This window comes from Sphingobium sp. Z007 (genome assembly GCF_900013425.1).
In the GTDB taxonomy this organism is placed as follows: Bacteria; Pseudomonadota; Alphaproteobacteria; order Sphingomonadales; family Sphingomonadaceae; genus Sphingobium.
The window spans coordinates 38,802-58,875 of record NZ_FBXK01000005.1; the positions used below are offsets into that span (position 1 = coordinate 38,802).

The window sequence follows — 20,074 nt, forward strand, 5'->3', positions numbered from 1 at the left end:
TCTAGCGATGCGGCCGGTAGCAAAGCTTTGCCTTTTTCGCGAATCCATCGTTGCGGAGTCGTGACGAGTCGAGGGATGGATGCGGCGAAATGATCGATCGGGCTTTTTGTTCCCCGAGTCAGATAATTATTTTGAGATTTGTTTCAGCTCTTGCGGGATAGATTCTGGCGGTGCAGCATCGCCGCTACATCGGCGGCGGGGATGGCGGCGCTGAAATGATAGCCCTGCGCCATATGGCAGCCGCCGGCGCGCAGATAATCCAACTGTTGCTGGTTCTCCACCCCTTCCGCTACGGTGCGGATGCCCAGGCTGTAGGCGAGATTGAGCACGGTGCGCACGATGGCGGCGTCGTCCGGGTCGGTTTCCAGATCGCGCACGAAGCGCTGGTCGATCTTGATGACGTCGATCGGGAATTGTTTGAGGTGCGACAGCGACGCATAGCCGGTGCCGAAATCGTCCAGCGCAATGGCGACGCCGGCGTTGCTCAGCCGTTCGAGCAGGCGGCCGACCCGGTCGGCGTTGCGCCCCAGAAACACCGATTCGGTCACTTCCAGTTCGACGATTGACGGCGGCAGCCCGGCGTCGGACAGGCGACGGAGCAGCCGGTCGGCGAAATCATCGTCATTGAGGTCCGCGCCCGATACGTTGAAGGCGACATGGCCGAAGGGCAGGCCCGCGTCGCGCCAGCGGCGGCAGTCGGCCAAGATTCCGTCGATCATCTGCGCGGTGATGGCTGGGCCAAGTTCGGGATGTTCGAAAGCGGCGGCGATATCGGCCGGCATGATGGTCGCGCCGCTGTCGGTGGGGCAGCGGAATAGCGCCTCGAACCCCACCACCGCGCCGGTGGCGAGGTCGATCTTGGGCTGATACCAGGGGCAGGGTCGCTCGTGCGCCAATATGTGGCGCGCCCGGTCGAGCATCGTCGCCTCATGCTCCCAATTGGCGAGCAGCGCCGGTTCGAACAGGGTTGCGCGCCCGCGCCCGTTATTCTTGGCGTGATAGAGGGCGATATCGGCATGTTTGACCAGCGCGGTGACATCGCCGCCATGGTCGGGGAACAGCGCCACGCCGATGCTGGCCCGCGCCTCGATCGGCCGGCCGCGATAGCTGAGCGGGGCGTGGAGATGGTCGGCGATGCGCGCCAATATTGGCGCCAGTGCGTCGGCGCCGGGCAGGCGCGTCAGCAATATGGCGAATTCGTCGCCGCCCATGCGCGCGACCAGGTCGCCGGGCCGCAGCGCGTGGCGCAACCGGTCCGCCACAGCGCACAGCAAGGCGTCGCCGGCGTCGTGCCCGGCGGTGTCGTTGACCCGCTTGAATTCGTCGAGGTCGATCAGCAGGATCGCCGATTGCGCGGCATCCACCAGCCGGCTGGCCGGACCAGTGGTCGCCTGCGTCACCGCCGCCATGAAATGGGCGCGATTGGCGAGGCCCGTCAGCGCATCCGTCATGGCCAGCTGCTCCAGATGCAGTTCGGCCTCCTTGCGTTCGGTGATGTCCACGACGCTGGTCACGATGCAGGGCACGTCGTTCACGACGATCGGGCGCGACGACAGGAGCGTATCGCGGATATGGCCGTCCGCCCGGCGCAGGCGACATTCGAAATTGTCGACCTGCGTCTCCCGCTGCAACAGCGTGAACAACTGGTCGCGAACCGGCAGATCGACATAGGTCTGTTCCACATGCGCCAGCGGGATATCGCCAGCCGGCGCAAAGGCGTCCTGCGCCGCCCGGTTCAGACGCAATATGCTGCCGTCATGCCGCGTGACCAGCAACGGTATCGGCACCGCCATGAACATCCGTTCCATCGCATCAAGGCTGTTGGTCAAAGCCGCCTGCGCTGCCTGGGCCATCTGACTGGCGGTCCATTCCTGGCGCTGCAACCGATTGTGGCGGATGATGGCGATCCACATGCCGCAATGCAGGATCAGCATCGCCAGGATCATGCCGATCGCGGTCCGGCTGTGCGGCGCGGGGGCGAGATAGCCGATCAGCATCGCGATCGCACAGGCCAGGCCGCCGCCGACATTGCCGCGAAAACTGGTGGGCACCACCAGATAGAAGACGAGCGGCAACATGACGAGGACGAACAGCGCAATGTCGCTGCGCGAACTGACGAGCAAGGCGACGCCGATCGCGGTGATCGCCTGCCACAGGAAGCAGAGCCGTTCGAGCGCCGGGAAGGTGCGCGTGCGGCGCCACAGCGCGAGGCATAGCAGCGACCCCGCGACCACGGCGAGTCGGGCCGGAATGGCGACCCAGAAATGGGGCGTGCCGACAAATCGCCAGTCGCTGACCAGAAAGATCATATTGAGCAGCGCCGAGAGGATGAAGAGCGTTCTGGCATGGCGACGCGTGTCGGGCAGTCGTTCGGCCTGGAACGTCGATTCCTGCTCAGTATCGCGAAATTCGCCGGTATAAGGGGATAATATCGTCACATCGCGTCCAGGCTGAGCGGAGCGTGATGATAGGGTCATTAAGGTTATCAATTTCCTAAATGCCCGAAAAGTGCGCGCCTGCGCCGAGCCGCCAGCGGCCGCCGCTGTTCGCTTGACCGGCCGAGCGCGCATCGCTATAGGCGCGGCTGCCCAGCGGCCTGCCGTGCGAAGACTCGTCTTCATCCGTCATATCATCTGGGCGACACTAGAGCTGAACATTGCCGGGTGCTCTTGCGGCTCCAGGGGGCTTATGCCCACCGGGGCCTTTGCCGTTTGGTCGAATCATTCGTCCATGGGGTGCGAGACGCGGGGATGCCCAGGTAAAGTAACTGAAAAAGGTGAAGGGCTTCATGCCAACAATCAACCAGCTGGTCCGCAATGGCCGCGATCCGCAGAAGGCCAAGAGCAAGGTCCCTGCCATGGAAGCAAATCCGCAAAAGCGCGGCGTTTGCACCCGCGTTTACACGACGACCCCGAAGAAGCCGAACTCGGCGCTTCGCAAGGTGGCCAAGGTTCGCCTGGTCAACCAGCGCGAAGTCATCACCTACATCCCAGGTGAAGGCCATAACCTCCAGGAACACAGTGTCGTGCTGATCCGTGGCGGTCGTGTCCGCGATCTTCCCGGCGTGCGCTACCACGTTCTTCGCGGCGTTCTGGATACCCAGGGCGTCAAGGATCGCAAGCAGAGCCGTTCCAAATACGGCGCCAAGCGTCCTAAGTAAGGGAGACTAAAATATGTCACGTCGTCGTCGCCCCGAAAAGCGCATCATCCTGCCCGATCCCAAATATGGCGATCAGGTTCTGTCGAAGTTCATGAACTCCATCATGCAGGACGGCAAGAAAGCCGTTGCCGAATCGATCGTTTATGGCGCTCTCGAAACCGTCGAGACCCGCGCCAAGAAAGATCCGATCGGCATGTTCCATGACGCTCTGAACAACATCAAGCCGGGCATTGAAGTGCGCAGCCGCCGCGTCGGCGGTGCGACCTATCAGGTTCCCGTCGAAGTGCGCCCTGAACGGTCGCAGGCACTGGCTATCCGCTGGTTGATCACCGCTGCGCGCAATCGCAGCGAGACCACCATGGCGGCCCGCCTGTCCGGCGAACTGATGGACGCCGCCAACAATCGCGGTAACGCGGTCAAGAAGCGCGAAGACACGCACCGCATGGCGGAAGCGAACCGCGCCTTCTCGCACTATCGCTGGTAATAGAGATTGGCGGGGTGGGGGCCAATGGGCGCCCACCCCGTTTATCGCTCTAAAAATCCGTCCGTTCGTCGTGGGCCTACCCATGGCGGACGGATTGGTTTAGGGGCCACCCAGATCATACGAATCCCCAACCGCCGGCGCACCGGCAACGGAGAAGCATCATGGCCCGCAGCCATCCGCTCGATAAATATCGCAACTTCGGTATCATGGCGCATATTGACGCCGGCAAGACCACCACGACCGAGCGTATCCTTTACTACACCGGCAAGTCCTACAAGATCGGCGAAGTCCACGACGGCGCCGCGACCATGGACTGGATGGAGCAGGAGCAGGAGCGTGGCATCACCATCACGTCGGCTGCGACCACGTGCATCTGGAACGATCACCGCCTGAACATCATCGACACCCCCGGCCACGTCGACTTCACCATCGAAGTCGAACGTTCGCTGCGCGTGCTGGACGGCGCGGTCGCCGCGTTCGACGGCGTTGCCGGCGTTGAGCCGCAGTCGGAGACGGTGTGGCGCCAGGCGGACAAGTATAAGGTTCCGCGGATGTGCTTCATCAACAAGCTCGACCGCACCGGCGCCAATTTCTATTATTGCGTGCAGACGATCATCGATCGCCTGGGCGCCAAGCCTGCCGTCCTGTATCTGCCCATCGGCGCGGAAGCGGACTTCCGCGGCCTGGTCGACCTGGTCGAAGATCGCGCCATCATCTGGAAGGATGAGAATCTGGGTGCCGAGTTCAGCTATGAAGCGATCCCGGACGACCTGGCCGACAAGGCCGCCGAATATCGCGAAAAGCTGATCGAACTCGCCGTCGAACAGGACGACGAGGCGATGGAAGCCTATCTCGAAGGCAATCTGCCTGACACCGCAACGCTGAAGGCGCTGATCCGCAAGGGCACGCTGAACCAGTCGTTCGTGCCGGTGCTGTGCGGTTCGGCGTTCAAGAACAAGGGCGTTCAGCCCCTGCTCGACGCGGTCGTGGATTATCTGCCTTCGCCGCTCGACATCGAAGACGTGCAGGGCATCAACCCCGACACGGACGAGCCGGACAGCCGCGAAACCTCGGACGAGGCACCCTTCTCCGGCCTGGCGTTCAAGATCATGAACGATCCGTTCGTCGGCTCGCTGACCTTCCTGCGCGTCTATTCCGGCACCCTGACCAAGGGCACCTATCTGAACTCGGTCAAGGACAAGAAGGAAAAGATCGGTCGTATGCTGTTGATGCATGCGAACAGCCGTGAAGACATCGATGCGGCCTATGCCGGCGATATCGTCGCGCTGGCTGGCATGAAGGAAACCACCACCGGGGACACGCTGTGCGCCGAGCGCAAGCCGATCATCCTGGAGCGGATGGAATTCCCTGAGCCGGTCATTGAGCTGTCGGTGGAACCCAAGACCAAGGCCGATCAGGAAAAGATGGGCGTTGCGCTCAATCGCCTGGCCGCTGAAGATCCGTCCTTCCGCGTATCGACCGATCACGAATCGGGCCAGACCATCATCAAGGGCATGGGCGAGCTTCACCTCGAAATCCTGGTCGACCGCATGAAGCGCGAGTTCAAGGTCGAGGCGAATGTCGGTGCGCCGCAGGTGGCCTATCGCGAATATCTCAAGAAGGCCGTCGACGTCGACTACACCCATAAGAAGCAGTCGGGCGGCACTGGCCAGTTCGGCCGCATCAAGGTGAAGGTGACGCCGGGTGAGCGTGGCGCTGGCATCATCTTCAAGGATGAGATCAAGGGCGGTAACATTCCCAAGGAATATATCCCGGCGATCGAAAAGGGCATGCGCGAAACCGCAGCGACTGGTTCGCTGATCGGCTTCCCGATCATCGATTTCGAAATCAACCTGTATGACGGCGCCTATCATGACGTCGACTCATCGGCGCTGGCGTTCGAAATCACTGGCCGCGCCGCGATGCGCGAAGTGGCGCAGAAGGCCGGCATCACGCTGCTTGAACCGGTCATGAAGGTCGAAGTCGTCACCCCGGAAGAATATCTGGGCGACGTCATCGGCGACATGAACAGCCGCCGCGGCCAGATCCAGGGCACCGACACGCGCGGTAACGCGCAGGTCGTCGAGGCGATGGTGCCGCTGGCCAACATGTTCGGCTATGTCAATTCGCTGCGTTCGTTCACCCAGGGGCGTGCGAACTATTCGATGACCTTCTCGCATTATGACGAAGTGCCGCAGAATGTGGCGGATGAAGTCAAGGCGAAGATGGCCTGATGACTTTCCCGTGCCGAGCCGTGCGAACGGCTCGGTTAGGGGCTGGTAATCTGTAAATTTGCTGCTATGGACGCGCCTTCGCGAGGCGCGGCCGAGCGGTCAGACCCAAGCTGATTTTGATTAGAAGGTAGGATAAAATGGCTAAGGCTAAGTTTGAGCGGAATAAGCCGCACTGCAACATCGGCACCATCGGTCACGTCGACCATGGCAAGACCTCGCTGACCGCAGCGATCACCAAGGTGCTGGCCGAAACCGGCGGCGCGACCTTCACGTCGTATGACAATATCGACAAAGCGCCTGAAGAGCGCGAGCGCGGCATCACCATTTCGACCGCCCACGTCGAATATGAAACCGAAGCGCGCCACTATGCGCACGTCGACTGCCCCGGCCACGCTGACTATGTGAAGAACATGATCACCGGTGCCGCCCAGATGGACGGCGCGATCCTGGTCGTGTCGGCCACCGACGGCCCGATGCCCCAGACCCGTGAGCACATCCTGCTCGCTCGTCAGGTTGGCGTGCCCCAGCTGGTCGTGTTCATGAACAAGGTCGACCTGGTCGACGACGCTGAAATCCTCGAACTGGTCGAGCTGGAAATCCGCGAGCTGCTCAGCAGCTATGATTTCGACGGCGACAACATCCCCGTCATCCCCGGTTCGGCCGTTGCCGCGCTGCAGGACAAGACCCCGGAAATCGGCCATGACGCCGTGCTGAAGCTGATGGAAGCTGTCGACAGCTGGATCCCGCAGCCTGAGCGTCCGGTCGACAAGCCCTTCCTGATGCCGATCGAAGACGTGTTCTCGATCTCGGGTCGCGGCACGGTCGTCACCGGCCGCGTCGAAACCGGCATCGTCAAGGTTGGTGAAGAAGTCGAGATCGTCGGCCTCAAGAACACCACCAAGACGACCGTGACCGGCGTGGAAATGTTCCGCAAGCTGCTCGACGAAGGTCGTGCAGGCGACAATATCGGCGCCCTGGTGCGTGGTACGAAGCGTGAAGACGTTGAGCGTGGTCAGGTTCTGGCGAAGCCGGGCACCATCACCCCGCACACCGAATTCGACGCGGAAGTCTATGTCCTGTCGAAGGAAGAAGGCGGTCGTCACACCCCGTTCTTCGCCAACTATCGCCCGCAGTTCTACTTCCGCACGACGGACGTGACCGGCGAAGTGATCCTTCCTGAGGGCACCGAGATGGTCATGCCCGGCGACAATGTGAAGCTCGGCGTCAAGCTGATTGCACCGATCGCCATGGACGCCGGCCTGCGCTTCGCGATCCGCGAAGGCGGCCGCACCGTCGGCGCAGGGGTTGTCGGCACGATCTCGAAGTAATATAGGACCGCAGCGGCGCGAATCGCCTGATTCGCGCCGCTGAGGATTTTAGCCGCCCCGGATCACCTTTCTCCGGCTCGCAAGAGCTAGAAGGGCAGTTTACGGGGCGGATATTTTTTGGTTGGCGCATTTTCATAAATCATCGGCTGCTCCGGCTGATTTTCGAAAATGCTCTGCGTTTTTGGCTCTTTCGCATCGGTACAGGAACTATGGACAGCAATATCCGCATTCGTCTCAAGGCGTTCGATCATCGCGTGCTTGACCAGGCGACCGGCGACATCGCCGATACCGCCCGCCGCACTGGCGCCCTTATCCGCGGTCCGATTCCTCTTCCGACGCGCATCGAAAAGTTCACGGTCAACCGTGGCCCGCACATCGACAAGAAGTCGCGCGAGCAGTTTGAGGTCCGTACCTACAAGCGTATGCTTGACATTGTGCAGCCTACGCCGCAGACGGTCGACGCGCTGATGAAGCTGGACCTGGCTGCCGGCGTGAACGTGGAAATCAAGCTGGCCTAAGCCGGCAAGTCCCTGCTCTCCGTAAGGTGGGCAGGGTATCGGGTATTTCGGGAAACCGGAAGCTCACACGACACAAGGGATACCGCACAGCACTGGGCAACCAGAGGTTCTGTGGTTCTGGTCCCCCGTCGCTATTCCCGAGAGGGGGTGGCATCCAACCCGGACGGGGTGATCTACACATTGGGTTGGCCGCGAAGGAGGAATCCTGAGCGGTTTTTTTCGTTGGATACGCCCGTTGCCCAGAATTACTGGCGCTGCGGGCCTCTATGGGAGTAATCAGTGATGCGCACAGGCGTGATCGCTAAGAAAGTCGGGATGACCCGTCTGTTCCAAGAGGACGGACGTCATGTTCCCGTTACGGTACTGGCCCTTGAGGGCAACCAAGTCGTGGCGCGTAAGGATGTCGACAGCGACGGCTATGTCGCCGTTCAGCTCGGCGCTGGTGTCGCCAAGGTCAAGAACGTCGCCAAGCCGCAGCGTGGCCACTTCGCCAAGGCGCAGGTCGAGCCCAAGGCGCGCCTGGTCGAATTCCGCGTCGCCGAGGATGCGCTCCTCGACGTCGGCGCAGAAATCGCTGCCGATCATTTCATCGCGGGCCAGCTCGTCGATGTTGCAGGGCACACCCAGGGTAAGGGTTTTGCAGGCGCCATGAAGCGTTGGGGCTTCGGCGGTATGCGCGCTACCCATGGCGTGTCGATCAGCCATCGTGCCCATGGTTCGACGGGTAACCGCCAGGATCCAGGCCGCGTCTTCAAGAATAAGAAGATGGCCGGCCATATGGGCGATCGTGAACGCACCCAGCAGAATCTGGAAATCGTGCGCACCGACGTCGAGCGTGGCCTGATCTTCGTGAAGGGCAGCGTGCCCGGCGCGAAGGGAACCTGGTTGACCGTCAAGGACGCCGTCAAGGTGCCTCGTCCGGCCGACGTTCCCTATCCCGCCAGCCTGCTGGCCAAGGGCGTTGTCCATGAAGAGGACGACACGACCCCCGGCCTGGTCCCTGAAGCCGCCGCGCATCCCATCGCGCCGCTGCCCGGTGACGATGAAGTCAAGGCCGGTGTCGCCGCTTCGGACGCGCAGGCGAACGAAGAGGGTGTCAACGACCCGCAGAACGCAACCCCGACCGATGGCGACGATGCCAACGGTACGCCTGGCCAGGAGGGCTAAACCATGAAGGTCAAGGTACAGACCCTCGACGCAGCGGAAGCTGGCGATCTGGAGCTTAACGATGCCGTGTTCGGTATCGAGCCGCGCGCCGACATCCTGCATCGCGTCGTCACCTGGCAGCTCGAAAAGCGTCGCGGCACCGCCCGCGGCACCCGTGAGCGTAGCGACGTCGCCCGCACCGGCAAGAAGTTCGGCCGCCAGAAGGGCGGCGGCACCGCCCGTCACGGCGATCGCCGCGCGCCGATCTTCATCGGTGGTGGTAAGGCGCACGGCGCCCGCGTCCGTGACTTCAATCCTTCGCTGAACAAGAAGGTTCGCGCGCTGGGTTTGAAGATGGCGCTGTCGTCGAAGGTCAAGAGCGGCACGCTCACGATCATCGACAGCCTGGACGTCGCCGAAGGCAAGACCAAGGCGCTGGTCGCCAGCCTTGCCAAGCTGAACCTGACGAAAGTCCTGTTCATCGACGGCGACGCGGTGAACGTCAGCTTCGCGAAGGCTTCGGCGAACATCATCGGTGTGGACCTGCTCCCTGCCGTTGGCGCCAATGTCTATGACATACTGAAAGCCGACTCGCTGGTGCTCACCCGCGCCGCGGTCGAAAAGCTGGAGGCCCGTTTCAATGGCTAAAAAGCAAGCCGGGACCGTCGACAACCGTCATTATGACGTCGTTGTCGCCCCGCACATCACCGAGAAATCGACCCTTCTCAGCGAAAACAACGCCGTGGTCTTCAAGGTGGCGGGCACTGCCTCCAAGCCTGAGATCAAGGCCGCTGTCGAAGCGATCTGGGGTGTGGACGTCAAGAGCGTCAACACGCTGGTCACGAAGGGCAAGACGAAGCGCTGGAAGGGCAAGCCCTACAAGCGTTCGGACGTGAAGAAGGCGATCGTCCGCCTGGCCGAAGGCCAGTCGATCGATATCACCGAGGGAGTCCGCTGAGATGGCTCTGAAGCATTATAACCCGACGAGCCCGGCGCGCCGCGGCCTGATTCTGGTCGACAAGTCCAGCCTGCACAAGGGCAAGCCCGTTAAGGCGCTGACCGAAGGCAAGCGCAAGACTGGTGGCCGCAACAACAAGGGTCATGTGACCTCGCGCGGGATCGGTGGCGGTCACAAGCAGCGCTATCGCATCATCGACTTCAAGCGTCGCTTGTGGGATGTCGAAGGTACGGTCGAGCGTCTGGAATATGACCCCAACCGCACCGCGTTCATCGCGCTGGTCAACTATCCCGATGGCACCCAGAATTATATTCTGGCACCGCAGCGTCTTGCCCCCGGTGACAAGGTCATCGCGGCCAAGAAGACCGACGTGAAGCCGGGCAATGCGATGGAACTGGGTCAGATGCCGGTCGGCACGATCATCCACAACATCGAGATGAAGCCAGGCAAGGGCGGTCAGCTCTGCCGTTCGGCGGGCACTTACGCGCAGCTCGTCGGTCGCGATCGCGGCATGGTGATGGTGCGTCTGTCGTCTGGTGAACAGCGTTACATTCGTTCGGACTGCATGGGCACCATCGGCGCCGTCAGCAACCCGGACAATGGCAACACAAACCTCGCCAAGGCAGGCCGCAACCGTTGGAACGGCATCCGCCCGCTGACGCGCGGTGTCGCCAAGAACCCGGTCGATCACCCGCATGGTGGTGGTGAAGGCCGGACCTCGGGCGGCCGTCATCCGGTTACCCCGTGGGGCAAGCCGACCAAGGGTGCGCGCACCCGTCACAACAAGTCGACCGACAAGATGATCATCCGGTCGCGTCACGCCAAGAAGAAGAGGTAATCCGCGATGGCTCGTTCCGTCTGGAAAGGTCCTTTCGTGGACCTCAGCCTTCTAAAGAAGGCAGAAACGGCGCAGGACGCCGGTGGCCGCGCCCCGATCAAGACCTGGTCGCGTCGTTCCACTATCCTGCCCCAGTTCGTTGGCCTGACGTTCAACGTCTATAATGGCCGCAAGCATGTTCCGGTCTCCGTGAACGAGGATATGGTGGGTCATAAGTTGGGCGAATTCGCCCCGACCCGCTTCTTCCCCGGCCACGCCGCCGACAAGAAGGGCAAGCGCTGATGAGCAAGGAAAAAGCTCCCCGTCGCGTCGCCGACAATGAGGCGCTGGCCGTTGGCACGCAGATCCGTGGTTCGGCCCAAAAGCTGAACCTAGTGGCCACGCTGATCCGCGGCCGCAAGGTCGAGGACGCGCTGAACATCCTCGCCTTCTCCAAGAAGGCGATGGCCGTCGACGTGCGCAAGGTTCTGGCTTCGGCCATCGCCAACGCGGAAAACAACCATAATCTCGACGTCGATTCTCTCGTCGTCGCGGAAGCATCGGTAGGCAAGGCGTTTACGCTGAAGCGCTTCCATGCTCGCGGCCGCGGCAAGTCGACCCGTATCCTCAAGCCCTACAGCCGCGTGCGCATCGTCGTGCGTGAAGCTGGCGAAGAAGCGGAGGCGTAAGCACATGGGTCACAAGAGCAATCCGATCGGTCTTCGTCTCCAGATCAACCGTACCTGGGACAGCCGCTGGTTCGCCGAAGGCGCCGACTATGGTCGCCTTCTGCTGGAGGATCTCAAGATCCGCCAGTTCATCTTCAAGACGCTGCCGCAGGCCGCGATCTCCAAGGTCGTGATCGAGCGTCCGGCCAAGCTGTGCCGCGTATCGATCTATGCCGCCCGTCCGGGCGTCATAATCGGCAAGAAGGGTGCGGACATCGAAAAGCTTCGCAAGAAGCTGGGCGCGCTGACCTCGTCCGACGTGTCGCTGAACATCGTCGAGATCCGCAAGCCGGAAGTCGATTCCAAGCTCGTTGCACAGGGAATCGCCGATCAGCTGGAACGCCGCGTGGCTTTCCGTCGCGCCATGAAGCGTGCGGTGCAGTCGGCGCTGCGTCTGGGTGCCGAAGGCATCAAGATCACCTGCGGCGGCCGTCTGGGCGGCGCAGAGATCGCGCGCGTCGAATGGTATCGCGAAGGCCGCGTGCCGTTGCACACGCTGCGTGCGAACGTCGACTATGCCGAAGCCACGGCGCACACCGCCTATGGCGTTTGCGGCATCAAGGTCTGGATCTTCAAGGGCGAGATTCTCGGCCATGATCCGTTCGCGACCGACCGGCTGATGCTGGAGGCTCAAACCTCCGGCGTGCGCCCGGCGCGTTGAAGATAAGAAGGTAATAGCGTCATGCTGCAACCGAAGAAAATGAAGTTCCGCAAGACCTTCAAGGGTCGGATCAAGGGCGATGCCAAGGGTGGCTCGGCTCTGAACTTCGGTTCCTATGGCCTCAAGGCCATGGAACCAGAGCGCGTCACCGCGCGCCAGATCGAGGCGGCTCGCCGCGCGATCACCCGTCACATCCGCCGTCAGGGCCGGTTGTGGATCCGCATCTTCCCCGACGTGCCGGTGTCGAAGAAGCCTGCCGAAGTCCGTCAGGGCAAGGGCAAGGGTTCGGTCGAATATTGGGCCGCCCGCGTGAAGCCGGGTCGCATCCTGTTCGAACTGGACGGCGTGCCCGGTCCGCTCGCAGCAGAGGCCTTCTCGCGCGCCGCGATGAAGCTGCCCATCAAGACCAAGGTCGTCGCCCGCCTCGGCGACACCTCGCATCTGGAGGGTTAAGCACATGGCGAATGTTGCAGACCTGAAGACCAAGACGGACGACGAACTGTCGACCGAACTGAACAACCTGAAGCGCGAGCAGTTCAATCTGCGTTTCCAGGCGGCCACCAACCAGCTGGAAAAGCCCAGCCGCGTCAAGGAAGTCCGTCGGTCGATCGCGCAGATCAAGACCCTGCAGACGGAGCGTAACAGCTCCGCTGCCAAGTAAAGGAACCACACGATGCCCAAGCGCGTGCTGACGGGAACTGTGGTTTCCGACAAGACCGACAAGACGGTGGTCGTTCGCGTGGAGCGCAAGGTAAAGCATGCGCTCTACGGCAAGATCATCCGCCGTTCGAAAAAGTATCACGCCCATGACGAGGGCAATGTCTACAAGGAAGGCGAGACGGTCCGAATCGAAGAGACCGCCCCGATTTCCAAGCTCAAGACCTGGAAGGTCATCGAGCGCGTGGACACCCACAAGTCGCCGGAAACGGCGTCCTGAGGGACGGCTCGCTGAGCTTTTGACTCTAAATGCGACGCGGGGCTGGCCTTTTCCTTCGGAAAGGGTTACAGGCCCGCGCTTCGCGTAGAGTCACCGGGCTCTAGGCACGAAATTCGGAACCGCCGGGAATTGACCCGGTAGGCCAAATGAGAAGGAACCGGATCTATGATCCAGATGCAATCCAATCTTGACGTCGCTGACAACAGCGGCGCCAAGCGCGTCCAGTGCATCAAGGTGCTGGGCGGCTCGAAGCGTCGCTTCGCTGGCGTGGGCGACATCATCGTCGTCTCGATCAAGGAAGCTGCGCCGCGTGGCAAGGTGAAGAAGGGTGACGTGCATCGCGCCGTCATCGTGCGTACCGCCAAGGATATCCGCCGTGCAGACGGTTCGGTCATCCGCTTCGACGGCAACGCCGCTGTGCTGATCAACAAGAACGAGGAGCCGATCGGCACCCGTATCTTTGGCCCGGTCGTTCGCGAACTGCGCGCCAAGAAGCACATGAAGATCATCAGCCTTGCTCCCGAGGTGCTGTAATGAGCGCTGCTAAGATCAAGAAGGGCGACAAGATCGTTGTCCTTGCTGGCAAGGACAAGGGCCGTACCGGCGCTGTCCTGGCGGTGATGCCCAAGGACGATAAGGTCCTGGTGGAAGGCATCAACGTGCATGCCAAGCATCGCAAGCCCGACCAGGCGAACCCGCAGGGCGGCATTGAGCGCAAGCCTGCGCCGCTGCACATTTCTAACGTCGCTGTCGCCGACAAGGATGGCAAGCCGACCCGCGTCCGTTTCGAGGACCGCGACGGCAAGAAGGTCCGTGTCGCCGTCAAGTCCGGTGAGGTGCTGTAATGAGCGACAAGTATATCCCGCGCTCCAAGGCGCTGTATGACGCTGAAATCGCCAAGGCGATGACCGAGAAATTCGGTTACAAGAACGTCATGGAAGTCCCCAAGATCGACAAGATCACGCTCAACATGGGCGTGGGCGAAGCGACCCAGGACAAGAAGAAGGTCACGCAGGCCGCCGAGGAAATGGAACTGATCGCCGGCCAGAAGCCGGTTATCACCAAGGCGAAGAAGTCGATCGCGCAGTTCAAGCTGCGTGAAGGCATGCCGATCGGCGCGAAGGTCACGCTGCGCCGCGAGCGCATGTATGAATTCCTGGACCGCGTCATCAACATCGCTCTGCCCCGCGTCCGCGATTTTCGTGGTCTCAATCCGAAGAGCTTCGACGGCCGTGGCAACTATGCCTTCGGCATCAAGGAGCAGATCATCTTCCCAGAGATCAGCTATGACCGTGTCGACAAGGTGCGCGGCATGGACATCATCGTGACCACCACCGCGAAGACGGACGACGAAGCGCGCGAACTGCTGCGCCTCTTCGGCTTCCCCTTCCCGCAGGAAGAAGAGAAGCAGGCGGCCTGATATAGGCCCCGCTTCTCTCCCAACGCTAAAGCTAAGGAAGAGAACTTAAGTCATGGCGAAACTGAGTTCGATCAACAAGAATGAGCGCCGCAAGAAGCTGGTCAAGAAATATGCCGGCCGTTATGCAAAGCTCAAGGCGATCGCGAATGATAACGCGGCCGACGACAGCGATCGTCTGATCGCGCGTCTGAAGATGGCGGAAATTCCCCGCAACGGTAACCCGACGCGTGTTCGGAACCGCTGCGAGATGACCGGCCGTCCGCGTGCCTATTACCGCAAGTTCCGGCTCTGCCGTATTCAGCTGCGCGATCTGGCCAATAAGGGCCTGATCCCCGGCGTCACCAAGTCGAGCTGGTAAGGATATCATCTCATGGCATTGACCGATCCCTTGGGTGATATGCTCACCCGCATCCGCAACGGGCAGCAGGCGAAGAAGGACAGCGTTATGTCCCCCGCGTCCAAGCTGCGCGCTCGCGTTCTCGACGTGCTTCAGCGTGAAGGCTACATCCGTGGCTATTCCGAAGAAGCCCTTGGCAGCCATCCTGGCCTGCGCATCGAGCTGAAATATTTCGAAGGCCAGCCGGCGATCAAGCATGTCGCCCGCGTGTCCAAGCCTGGCCGTCGCGTCTATTCGGGTTCCAAGGAACTGCCGATCGTGCGCAACGGCCTGGGCATCACCATTGTCTCGACGCCTCGCGGCGTTCTGTCCGACGCCGAAGCGCGCGAACAGAATGTCGGCGGCGAAGTGCTGGCGGAGGTGTTCTAATGAGCCGCATCGGTAAAAAGCCGGTTGCGATCCCCGCAGGGGTGACCGCGACCATCGAAGGCGGGCAGCTGTCGGTCAAGGGCCCCAAGGGCACCCTGGCGCTCCAGATGCGCGACGAGATCAGCTATACGCTGGAAAATGACGGCATCTCCGTGCAGCCAGCCAACAAGACCAAGGCGGCGCGCGCTTTCTGGGGCATGCAGCGGACGTTGGTGCAGAACCTGATCACCGGCGTGACCGAGGGCTTCTCGAAGAAGCTGCTCATCACCGGTGTCGGCTATCGCGCTAACTCGCAGGGCAAGAACCTGAAGCTGCAGCTGGGCTATTCGCATGATGTCGATTACGCGATCCCGGAAGGGATCGAGATCAAGACCCCGGATAACACCACGGTCGAGATCAGCGGCATCGACAAGCAGAAGGTCGGTCAGGTAGCGGCCGAGATCCGTCGCTGGCGTAAGCCCGAACCCTATAAGGGCAAGGGCATCAAATACGCCGGCGAGTTCATCTTCCGCAAGGAAGGGAAGAAGAAGTAAGATGGCAAAGCTCTCCCTCTTCGCGCGGCGTCGTCGCCGCGTCCGCACCGCGCTCAAGGCTGTTTCGGGCCACAAGCCCCGTCTGAGCGTCCACCGTTCGGGCCGTCACATCTACGCCCAGGTCATCGACGATGCGCAGGGCAAGACCCTGGCCGCCGCGTCGACCTTGGACAAGGATGTCGGTTCCAAGGCTCTGGGCAAGACTGGCGCCAGTGCTGAAGCCGCTGCCGAAGTCGGCAAGCGCGTCGCCGCTGCGGCGACCGCTGCCGGCGTCACCCGCGTCGTGTTCGACCGTGGTGGCTTCCTGTTCCATGGCCGCGTCAAGGCGCTGGCCGATGCGGCCCGTGAAGCCGGGCTGGAGTTCTGATCATGGCTGACGAAAACACCAATGAAGTCGTCGCACCCGTTGAGGGCGCCGAAGCGACTGCACCGACCGAAGGTCGTGGTCCCGGCCGTGGCCGTGGCAACCGCGGCGGCGGCGGTGGCAACCGCAACGATCGTGGAGGCGGCCGTGGTGGCCGTCGCGATGATCGTCGGGGCGGCAACCGCGACGAGGATCAGGGCGAAGAACTGATCGAGAAGCTGGTTCACATCAACCGCGTCTCCAAGACCGTCAAGGGCGGTAAGCGCTTCGGTTTTGCTGCGCTGGTCGTCGTGGGCGATGGCAAGGGCCGCGCAGGCTTTGGCCATGGCAAGGCGCGCGAAGTGCCCGAAGCCATCAGCAAGGCGACGGCTGCTGCCAAGAAGGCGATGGTCCGCGTACCGCTGAAGGAAGGCCGCACGCTGCATCATGATGGCCTGGGCCATTTCGGTGCGGGCAAGGTGACCGTGCGTTCGGCCCCGGCCGGTACGGGCATCATCGCCGGCGGTCCGATGCGCGCCGTGTTCGAAAGCCTCGGCGTCGCTGACGTCGTGACCAAGTCGAATGGCACGTCGAACCCCTATAACATGATCCGTGCGACCTTCGCGGCGCTGGTCGAACAGACCAGCCCCAAGTCGGTGGCGCAGCGTCGCGGCAAGAAGGTCGCTGACCTTCTGCGTCGTGGTGGTGCGTCCGCTGATGTCGCGCAGGCTGATGCCGAAGCGATTGCGGAGTAACTGATATGGCGAAGATCAAGATCAAGCAGATCGGTTCGCCGATCCGCCGTCCCGCCGACCAGAAGAAGATTCTGATCGGCCTGGGCCTTGGCAAGATGCACCGCGTGGTGGAACTTGAGGACACGGCGGAAGTCCGCGGTGCGATCAAGAAGCTGCCGCACATGGTGGCGGTGGTCGAAGGCTGAGCCTTCCGACTCGATGAAAAGAGGCGAAGGAGGGGACGACCCCTCTTTCGTTTTTTTCAGAGGCGCGTTAGACGCGCGCTTCCGAAAATCCCAGCACAGGCTGGGATCTCATGCCGGATGGCGCGTCCTTGCAAAAGGAAACCCCCGGTTCTCACTGGCTGGCTGCATCCGCAAGGGCGCGTCCAGATCAACCCGGCCCCAGCCTCCGCTGGGGCATCGGCATGATTGTCCACGGACAATCATGCCCCGCGCGAACCAAGCGAAAGCGAGTGCAAGATATGACTTTCAAACTGAACGACATCCGCGACAATGATGGTGCCCGCAAAGGCCGTATGCGCGTTGGACGCGGCATCGGCTCCGGCAAGGGCAAGACCGCCGGTCGCGGCCAGAAGGGCGCCAAGGCGCGTTCGGGCGTCGCCATCAACGGCTTCGAGGGTGGCCAGATGCCGCTCCACATGCGCATCCCGAAGCGTGGCTTCAACAACATCTTCGCGAACGACTATGCGATCGTGAACCTCGGCGCTGTGCAGAAGGCGATCGACGCCGGCAAGCTGGACGCCGCTGCGACCATCGACCAGGCTGCGCTGAACGCCGCCAACCTGACCCGCGGTGGCAAGGACGGCGTCCGTCTGCTGGCCAAGGGCGAACTGACCGCCAAGGTCAGCTTCCTGGTCGCGGGCGCGTCGAAGAGCGCGATCGAAGCGGTTGAAAAGACTGGTGGCAAGGTGGACGTGATCGAAGTCGTCGCCGCTGCCGACAAGGCGAAGGCCAAGAAGGGCACGACCCTGGCCGCCAAGAAGGCCGCTCGTAAGGCCTGATCTGCCTCGCAGACTGCAAGCCCGGACTTGCAACAACGGCCCCGCTGCCCGATATGGGTTGGCGGGGTCATGCGTATCGGGGGGAATCCATTTGTCGCACTGGCGGCAACTCCCCGTTCGACACGCTGAACCCGTCCCGCTAAGGGATGAGCGATTCCGCTCCGGGGCTTGATGCCCCGGCAAGAGTGATTTGAAGGGCAGCCACCATGGCATCGAGAGCCGACCAGCTCGCATCCAATCTCAGCCTCGCAAAGTTCAGCCAGGCGACCGACCTCAAGAAGCGCCTGTGGTTCACGCTGGGCGCCTTGATCGTGTTCCGTTTCCTCAGTTTCGTGCCGCTGCCCGGCGTCGATCCGACCGCCCTGTCGCAGCTGTATAGCCAGACAAATGGCGGCATCCTCGACATCTTCAACACCTTTTCGGGTGGGTCTCTGTCGCGCATGAGCCTGATCGCGCTGGGCGTGATGCCCTACATCACCGCGTCGATCGTGGTACAGCTGGGCGCCAGCCTCTCGCCGCAACTCGCGGCGATCAAGAAGGAAGGCGAAAGCGGGCGTAAGAAACTGAACCAGTGGACGCGCTACGGCACGGTCGGCCTGACCGCGGTGCAGGGCTATTTCATCGCGGTTGGCCTTGAAAGTTTCGGCGCCCAGTCGGGCGTGGCGGCCGTGATCGAGCCCGGCGTGTTGTTCCGCCTGACCGCGGTCGTATCGTTGATCGGCGGCACCATGTTCCTGATGTGGCTGGGTGAGCAGATCACCTCGCGCGGGATCGGCAATGGCGTGTCGCTCATCATCATGGCCGGCATCGTCGCCCAGCTGCCGGTGACGCTAAGCAATCTGTTCAAGTCGGGCAGCGAAGGGTCGATCTCCGGCCTGCTCATCATGTTCGTCCTGGTCATGGCCGTCGGCCTGATCCTGCTGATCTGCTTCATGGAGCGCGCGCAACGCCGGGTGCTCATCCAATATCCCAAGCGCCAGACGCGCCAGGGCCTGATGCAGGCCGATCGCAGCCATTTGCCGCTGAAAGTCAACACTGCCGGCGTCATCCCGCCGATCTTCGCGTCCTCGCTGCTGCTGATGCCGTTGACCATCTCTCAGTTTGCGGGTCAGACGGTTGCCGGGGAAAGCAAATGGGGCGATTTCGTCCTGACGCTGAACCAATATCTGTCGCATGGCAGCCCGGTCTATATGGGCCTTTATGGCCTGGGCATCGTCTTCTTCTGCTTCTTCTACACCGCCGTGGTGTTCAACCCGGAAGAGACGGCCGATAATCTGAAGCGCAATGGCGGCTTCATTCCGGGCATTCGTCCGGGCAAGAATACCGAACATTATCTCGATTATGTGCTGACGCGCATCACGGTGATCGGCGCGGCCTATCTGGCCTTCATTTGCCTGGTGCCGGAATTCGCCATCGCACGGGCGGGCATTCCCTTCTACCTTGGTGGGACTAGCCTGTTGATCGTCGTCAATGTTACGGTGGATACCGTGACCCAGATCCAGAGCCATCTGCTCGCTCACCAATATGGCGACCTGATCAAGAAGGCGAAGCTCAAGGGTCGTCTGCGCTAAGCGACGAGACACAAGGGCGCACAACAGGGGAGTATGCGCGCAATGAACATCATTCTGCTTGGGCCGCCCGGCGCGGGTAAGGGAACGCAGGCGAGCCGACTGGTCGAGCAACGCGGCATGGTGCAGCTGTCCACGGGCGACATGCTGCGCGCCGCGGTGAAGGCGGGGACGCCGGTCGGGCTTCAGGCCAAGGCGCTGATGGAATCGGGCGCTCTTGTTCCTGATGAAGTCGTGTCCGGTATCATCGGCGAGGCACTCGACGCGCTAGCCCCGGAGACAGGCGTCATTTTCGACGGTTATCCCCGGACGGAAGCGCAGGCCCATTCGCTCGACACCATATTGTCGGACCGCAGCCGCACGCTGGACCATGTGATCGAGCTGGAAGTGGACGAGGACGCGCTGGTCGAACGCATCACCGGCCGCTTCACCTGCGGCACCTGTGGTGCGGGCTATCATGACCTGTTCCACAAACCCAAGGTCGAAGATACGTGCGACAAATGCGGCGGTCACGAGTTCAAGCGCCGGCCGGACGATAATGAGGACACCGTGCGCACCCGCATGGCCGAATATCGGGCCAAGACCGCGCCGATCCTGCCGATCTACGAAGCGCGCGCTATCGTGTCGCGGGTGGACGGCATGGCCGACATGGGCGAGGTGAGCGCGGCGATCGCGATCATATTGGACGGCGAGTCGGCCTGAACTAATCTCCTCC

29 protein-coding genes are annotated in these 20,074 nt (G+C 62.0%); 27 read left to right on the forward strand and 2 right to left on the reverse strand.

Translation table 11 applies throughout. The features are described 5' to 3' along the window. Positions 1 to 143 precede the first annotated feature (143 nt). Both CEQ44_RS08025 and CEQ44_RS25005 read right to left on the reverse strand, forming a co-directional pair. A complete protein-coding gene (locus tag CEQ44_RS08025; protein ID WP_088184255.1) occupies positions 144 to 2,438 on the reverse strand; it encodes a bifunctional diguanylate cyclase/phosphodiesterase in 2,295 nt (764 codons plus the stop codon). A gap of 55 nt (positions 2,439 to 2,493) precedes the next feature. Beyond that, entirely contained in the window at positions 2,494 to 2,628 is a 135-nt protein-coding gene (locus CEQ44_RS25005; protein ID WP_256960037.1) for a hypothetical protein, read from the reverse strand. Between the two features lie 160 nt (positions 2,629 to 2,788). Here CEQ44_RS25005 and rpsL point away from each other — a divergent pair, with 160 nt between their 5' ends. The 27 genes from rpsL (at position 2,789) to CEQ44_RS08160 (ending at position 20,061) form a co-directional block, all read left to right on the forward strand. Continuing rightward, positions 2,789 to 3,160 (forward strand): 30S ribosomal protein S12, encoded by a 372-nt coding sequence (rpsL, locus tag CEQ44_RS08030; protein WP_088184308.1) that lies wholly within the window; start codon positions 2,789 to 2,791, stop codon positions 3,158 to 3,160. Positions 3,161 to 3,173: 13 nt separating this feature from the next. After that, positions 3,174 to 3,644, forward strand: a complete 471-nt coding sequence (gene rpsG, locus CEQ44_RS08035; RefSeq protein ID WP_088184256.1) for a 30S ribosomal protein S7 — start codon at positions 3,174 to 3,176, stop codon at positions 3,642 to 3,644. Between the two features lie 161 nt (positions 3,645 to 3,805). Then, complete coding sequence (fusA, locus tag CEQ44_RS08040; RefSeq protein ID WP_088184257.1) at positions 3,806 to 5,878, forward strand: elongation factor G; 2,073 nt, start codon at positions 3,806 to 3,808, stop codon at positions 5,876 to 5,878. A 137-nt stretch (positions 5,879 to 6,015) separates the two neighbouring features. Further along, positions 6,016 to 7,206, forward strand: a complete 1,191-nt coding sequence (gene tuf, locus CEQ44_RS08045; RefSeq protein WP_088184258.1) for an elongation factor Tu — start codon at positions 6,016 to 6,018, stop codon at positions 7,204 to 7,206. A 209-nt stretch (positions 7,207 to 7,415) separates the two neighbouring features. Further along, on the forward strand, positions 7,416 to 7,724 hold the full coding sequence (gene rpsJ / locus CEQ44_RS08050; RefSeq protein WP_007686587.1) for a 30S ribosomal protein S10: 309 nt from the start codon (positions 7,416 to 7,418) through the stop codon (positions 7,722 to 7,724). 282 nt (positions 7,725 to 8,006) lie between these two features. Further along, complete coding sequence (gene rplC / locus CEQ44_RS08055; protein WP_088184259.1) at positions 8,007 to 8,891, forward strand: 50S ribosomal protein L3; 885 nt, start codon at positions 8,007 to 8,009, stop codon at positions 8,889 to 8,891. Between the two features lie 3 nt (positions 8,892 to 8,894). After that, positions 8,895 to 9,518: a 50S ribosomal protein L4 gene (gene rplD / locus CEQ44_RS08060; RefSeq protein ID WP_088184260.1), complete on the forward strand. Its 624-nt coding sequence runs from the start codon at positions 8,895 to 8,897 to the stop codon at positions 9,516 to 9,518. Beyond that, on the forward strand, positions 9,511 to 9,828 hold the full coding sequence (locus CEQ44_RS08065; RefSeq protein ID WP_066606478.1) for a 50S ribosomal protein L23: 318 nt from the start codon (positions 9,511 to 9,513) through the stop codon (positions 9,826 to 9,828). The genes rplD and CEQ44_RS08065 overlap by 8 nt, the downstream gene beginning before the upstream one ends. Position 9,829: 1 nt before the next feature. Next, positions 9,830 to 10,666, forward strand: coding sequence for a 50S ribosomal protein L2 (rplB, locus tag CEQ44_RS08070; protein WP_066606476.1), 837 nt, complete (start codon positions 9,830 to 9,832; stop codon positions 10,664 to 10,666). A 6-nt stretch (positions 10,667 to 10,672) separates the two neighbouring features. Next, on the forward strand, positions 10,673 to 10,948 hold the full coding sequence (gene rpsS, locus CEQ44_RS08075) for a 30S ribosomal protein S19 (protein ID WP_007707899.1): 276 nt from the start codon (positions 10,673 to 10,675) through the stop codon (positions 10,946 to 10,948). After that, a complete protein-coding gene (rplV, locus tag CEQ44_RS08080) occupies positions 10,948 to 11,334 on the forward strand; it encodes a 50S ribosomal protein L22 (protein WP_066606469.1) in 387 nt (128 codons plus the stop codon). Before rpsS ends, rplV begins: the two co-directional genes overlap by 1 nt. 4 nt (positions 11,335 to 11,338) lie before the next feature. Next, the gene (gene rpsC, locus CEQ44_RS08085; RefSeq protein ID WP_066607441.1) at positions 11,339 to 12,034 is read left to right on the forward strand and encodes a 30S ribosomal protein S3; all 696 of its coding nucleotides are present in this window, start codon (positions 11,339 to 11,341) and stop codon (positions 12,032 to 12,034) included. A 21-nt stretch (positions 12,035 to 12,055) separates the two neighbouring features. After that, positions 12,056 to 12,487, forward strand: a complete 432-nt coding sequence (gene rplP, locus CEQ44_RS08090) for a 50S ribosomal protein L16 (protein ID WP_056691692.1) — start codon at positions 12,056 to 12,058, stop codon at positions 12,485 to 12,487. 4 nt (positions 12,488 to 12,491) lie between these two features. Beyond that, the gene (rpmC, locus tag CEQ44_RS08095; RefSeq protein WP_056691689.1) at positions 12,492 to 12,695 is read left to right on the forward strand and encodes a 50S ribosomal protein L29; all 204 of its coding nucleotides are present in this window, start codon (positions 12,492 to 12,494) and stop codon (positions 12,693 to 12,695) included. 12 nt (positions 12,696 to 12,707) lie between these two features. After that, complete coding sequence (gene rpsQ / locus CEQ44_RS08100) at positions 12,708 to 12,971, forward strand: 30S ribosomal protein S17 (RefSeq protein WP_066606468.1); 264 nt, start codon at positions 12,708 to 12,710, stop codon at positions 12,969 to 12,971. Between the two features lie 165 nt (positions 12,972 to 13,136). Next, entirely contained in the window at positions 13,137 to 13,505 is a 369-nt protein-coding gene (gene rplN / locus CEQ44_RS08105) for a 50S ribosomal protein L14 (protein WP_056691686.1), read from the forward strand. After that, complete coding sequence (gene rplX, locus CEQ44_RS08110; RefSeq protein ID WP_066606466.1) at positions 13,505 to 13,816, forward strand: 50S ribosomal protein L24; 312 nt, start codon at positions 13,505 to 13,507, stop codon at positions 13,814 to 13,816. Before rplN ends, rplX begins: the two co-directional genes overlap by 1 nt. Continuing rightward, positions 13,816 to 14,391: a 50S ribosomal protein L5 gene (gene rplE / locus CEQ44_RS08115; protein WP_088184261.1), complete on the forward strand. Its 576-nt coding sequence runs from the start codon at positions 13,816 to 13,818 to the stop codon at positions 14,389 to 14,391. Before rplX ends, rplE begins: the two co-directional genes overlap by 1 nt. Before the next feature lie 52 nt (positions 14,392 to 14,443). Then, positions 14,444 to 14,749: a 30S ribosomal protein S14 gene (gene rpsN, locus CEQ44_RS08120; protein WP_088184262.1), complete on the forward strand. Its 306-nt coding sequence runs from the start codon at positions 14,444 to 14,446 to the stop codon at positions 14,747 to 14,749. A gap of 12 nt (positions 14,750 to 14,761) precedes the next feature. Beyond that, positions 14,762 to 15,157 (forward strand): 30S ribosomal protein S8, encoded by a 396-nt coding sequence (rpsH, locus tag CEQ44_RS08125; protein WP_066606458.1) that lies wholly within the window; start codon positions 14,762 to 14,764, stop codon positions 15,155 to 15,157. Continuing rightward, positions 15,157 to 15,690, forward strand: a complete 534-nt coding sequence (gene rplF / locus CEQ44_RS08130; protein ID WP_088184263.1) for a 50S ribosomal protein L6 — start codon at positions 15,157 to 15,159, stop codon at positions 15,688 to 15,690. Before rpsH ends, rplF begins: the two co-directional genes overlap by 1 nt. 1 nt (position 15,691) lies before the next feature. Further along, a complete protein-coding gene (gene rplR, locus CEQ44_RS08135) occupies positions 15,692 to 16,057 on the forward strand; it encodes a 50S ribosomal protein L18 (protein ID WP_088184264.1) in 366 nt (121 codons plus the stop codon). 2 nt (positions 16,058 to 16,059) lie between these two features. Continuing rightward, positions 16,060 to 16,788, forward strand: coding sequence for a 30S ribosomal protein S5 (gene rpsE, locus CEQ44_RS08140; RefSeq protein ID WP_088184265.1), 729 nt, complete (start codon positions 16,060 to 16,062; stop codon positions 16,786 to 16,788). A gap of 5 nt (positions 16,789 to 16,793) precedes the next feature. After that, a complete protein-coding gene (gene rpmD / locus CEQ44_RS08145) occupies positions 16,794 to 16,973 on the forward strand; it encodes a 50S ribosomal protein L30 (protein ID WP_066560520.1) in 180 nt (59 codons plus the stop codon). A gap of 278 nt (positions 16,974 to 17,251) precedes the next feature. After that, a complete protein-coding gene (rplO, locus tag CEQ44_RS08150; RefSeq protein WP_088184266.1) occupies positions 17,252 to 17,791 on the forward strand; it encodes a 50S ribosomal protein L15 in 540 nt (179 codons plus the stop codon). A gap of 206 nt (positions 17,792 to 17,997) precedes the next feature. Beyond that, positions 17,998 to 19,362, forward strand: a complete 1,365-nt coding sequence (gene secY / locus CEQ44_RS08155; RefSeq protein ID WP_088184267.1) for a preprotein translocase subunit SecY — start codon at positions 17,998 to 18,000, stop codon at positions 19,360 to 19,362. A 42-nt stretch (positions 19,363 to 19,404) separates the two neighbouring features. After that, complete coding sequence (locus CEQ44_RS08160; protein WP_088184268.1) at positions 19,405 to 20,061, forward strand: adenylate kinase; 657 nt, start codon at positions 19,405 to 19,407, stop codon at positions 20,059 to 20,061. Positions 20,062 to 20,074 lie beyond the last annotated feature (13 nt).

Coding starts and splice junctions, on each gene's coding strand:
- rpmC (WP_056691689.1), top strand. CDS start 12,492: ATGGCGAATGTTGCAGACCTGAAGACCAAGACGGACGACGAACTGTCG.
- rpsS (WP_007707899.1), top strand. CDS start 10,673: ATGGCTCGTTCCGTCTGGAAAGGTCCTTTCGTGGACCTCAGCCTTCTA.
- rpsN (WP_088184262.1), top strand. CDS start 14,444: ATGGCGAAACTGAGTTCGATCAACAAGAATGAGCGCCGCAAGAAGCTG.
- rpmD (WP_066560520.1), top strand. CDS start 16,794: ATGGCGAAGATCAAGATCAAGCAGATCGGTTCGCCGATCCGCCGTCCC.
- CEQ44_RS08065 (WP_066606478.1), top strand. CDS start 9,511: ATGGCTAAAAAGCAAGCCGGGACCGTCGACAACCGTCATTATGACGTC.
- rplB (WP_066606476.1), top strand. CDS start 9,830: ATGGCTCTGAAGCATTATAACCCGACGAGCCCGGCGCGCCGCGGCCTG.
- rplF (WP_088184263.1), top strand. CDS start 15,157: ATGAGCCGCATCGGTAAAAAGCCGGTTGCGATCCCCGCAGGGGTGACC.
- rpsL (WP_088184308.1), top strand. CDS start 2,789: ATGCCAACAATCAACCAGCTGGTCCGCAATGGCCGCGATCCGCAGAAG.
- rplC (WP_088184259.1), top strand. CDS start 8,007: ATGCGCACAGGCGTGATCGCTAAGAAAGTCGGGATGACCCGTCTGTTC.
- rpsG (WP_088184256.1), top strand. CDS start 3,174: ATGTCACGTCGTCGTCGCCCCGAAAAGCGCATCATCCTGCCCGATCCC.
- rpsJ (WP_007686587.1), top strand. CDS start 7,416: ATGGACAGCAATATCCGCATTCGTCTCAAGGCGTTCGATCATCGCGTG.
- secY (WP_088184267.1), top strand. CDS start 17,998: ATGGCATCGAGAGCCGACCAGCTCGCATCCAATCTCAGCCTCGCAAAG.
- rplN (WP_056691686.1), top strand. CDS start 13,137: ATGATCCAGATGCAATCCAATCTTGACGTCGCTGACAACAGCGGCGCC.
- rplX (WP_066606466.1), top strand. CDS start 13,505: ATGAGCGCTGCTAAGATCAAGAAGGGCGACAAGATCGTTGTCCTTGCT.
- rplV (WP_066606469.1), top strand. CDS start 10,948: ATGAGCAAGGAAAAAGCTCCCCGTCGCGTCGCCGACAATGAGGCGCTG.
- rpsH (WP_066606458.1), top strand. CDS start 14,762: ATGGCATTGACCGATCCCTTGGGTGATATGCTCACCCGCATCCGCAAC.
- rplR (WP_088184264.1), top strand. CDS start 15,692: ATGGCAAAGCTCTCCCTCTTCGCGCGGCGTCGTCGCCGCGTCCGCACC.
- CEQ44_RS08160 (WP_088184268.1), top strand. CDS start 19,405: ATGAACATCATTCTGCTTGGGCCGCCCGGCGCGGGTAAGGGAACGCAG.
- CEQ44_RS25005 (WP_256960037.1), bottom strand. CDS start 2,628: ATGACGGATGAAGACGAGTCTTCGCACGGCAGGCCGCTGGGCAGCCGC.
- rplE (WP_088184261.1), top strand. CDS start 13,816: ATGAGCGACAAGTATATCCCGCGCTCCAAGGCGCTGTATGACGCTGAA.
- rpsE (WP_088184265.1), top strand. CDS start 16,060: ATGGCTGACGAAAACACCAATGAAGTCGTCGCACCCGTTGAGGGCGCC.
- rpsQ (WP_066606468.1), top strand. CDS start 12,708: ATGCCCAAGCGCGTGCTGACGGGAACTGTGGTTTCCGACAAGACCGAC.
- fusA (WP_088184257.1), top strand. CDS start 3,806: ATGGCCCGCAGCCATCCGCTCGATAAATATCGCAACTTCGGTATCATG.
- rplP (WP_056691692.1), top strand. CDS start 12,056: ATGCTGCAACCGAAGAAAATGAAGTTCCGCAAGACCTTCAAGGGTCGG.
- tuf (WP_088184258.1), top strand. CDS start 6,016: ATGGCTAAGGCTAAGTTTGAGCGGAATAAGCCGCACTGCAACATCGGC.
- rplD (WP_088184260.1), top strand. CDS start 8,895: ATGAAGGTCAAGGTACAGACCCTCGACGCAGCGGAAGCTGGCGATCTG.
- rpsC (WP_066607441.1), top strand. CDS start 11,339: ATGGGTCACAAGAGCAATCCGATCGGTCTTCGTCTCCAGATCAACCGT.
- rplO (WP_088184266.1), top strand. CDS start 17,252: ATGACTTTCAAACTGAACGACATCCGCGACAATGATGGTGCCCGCAAA.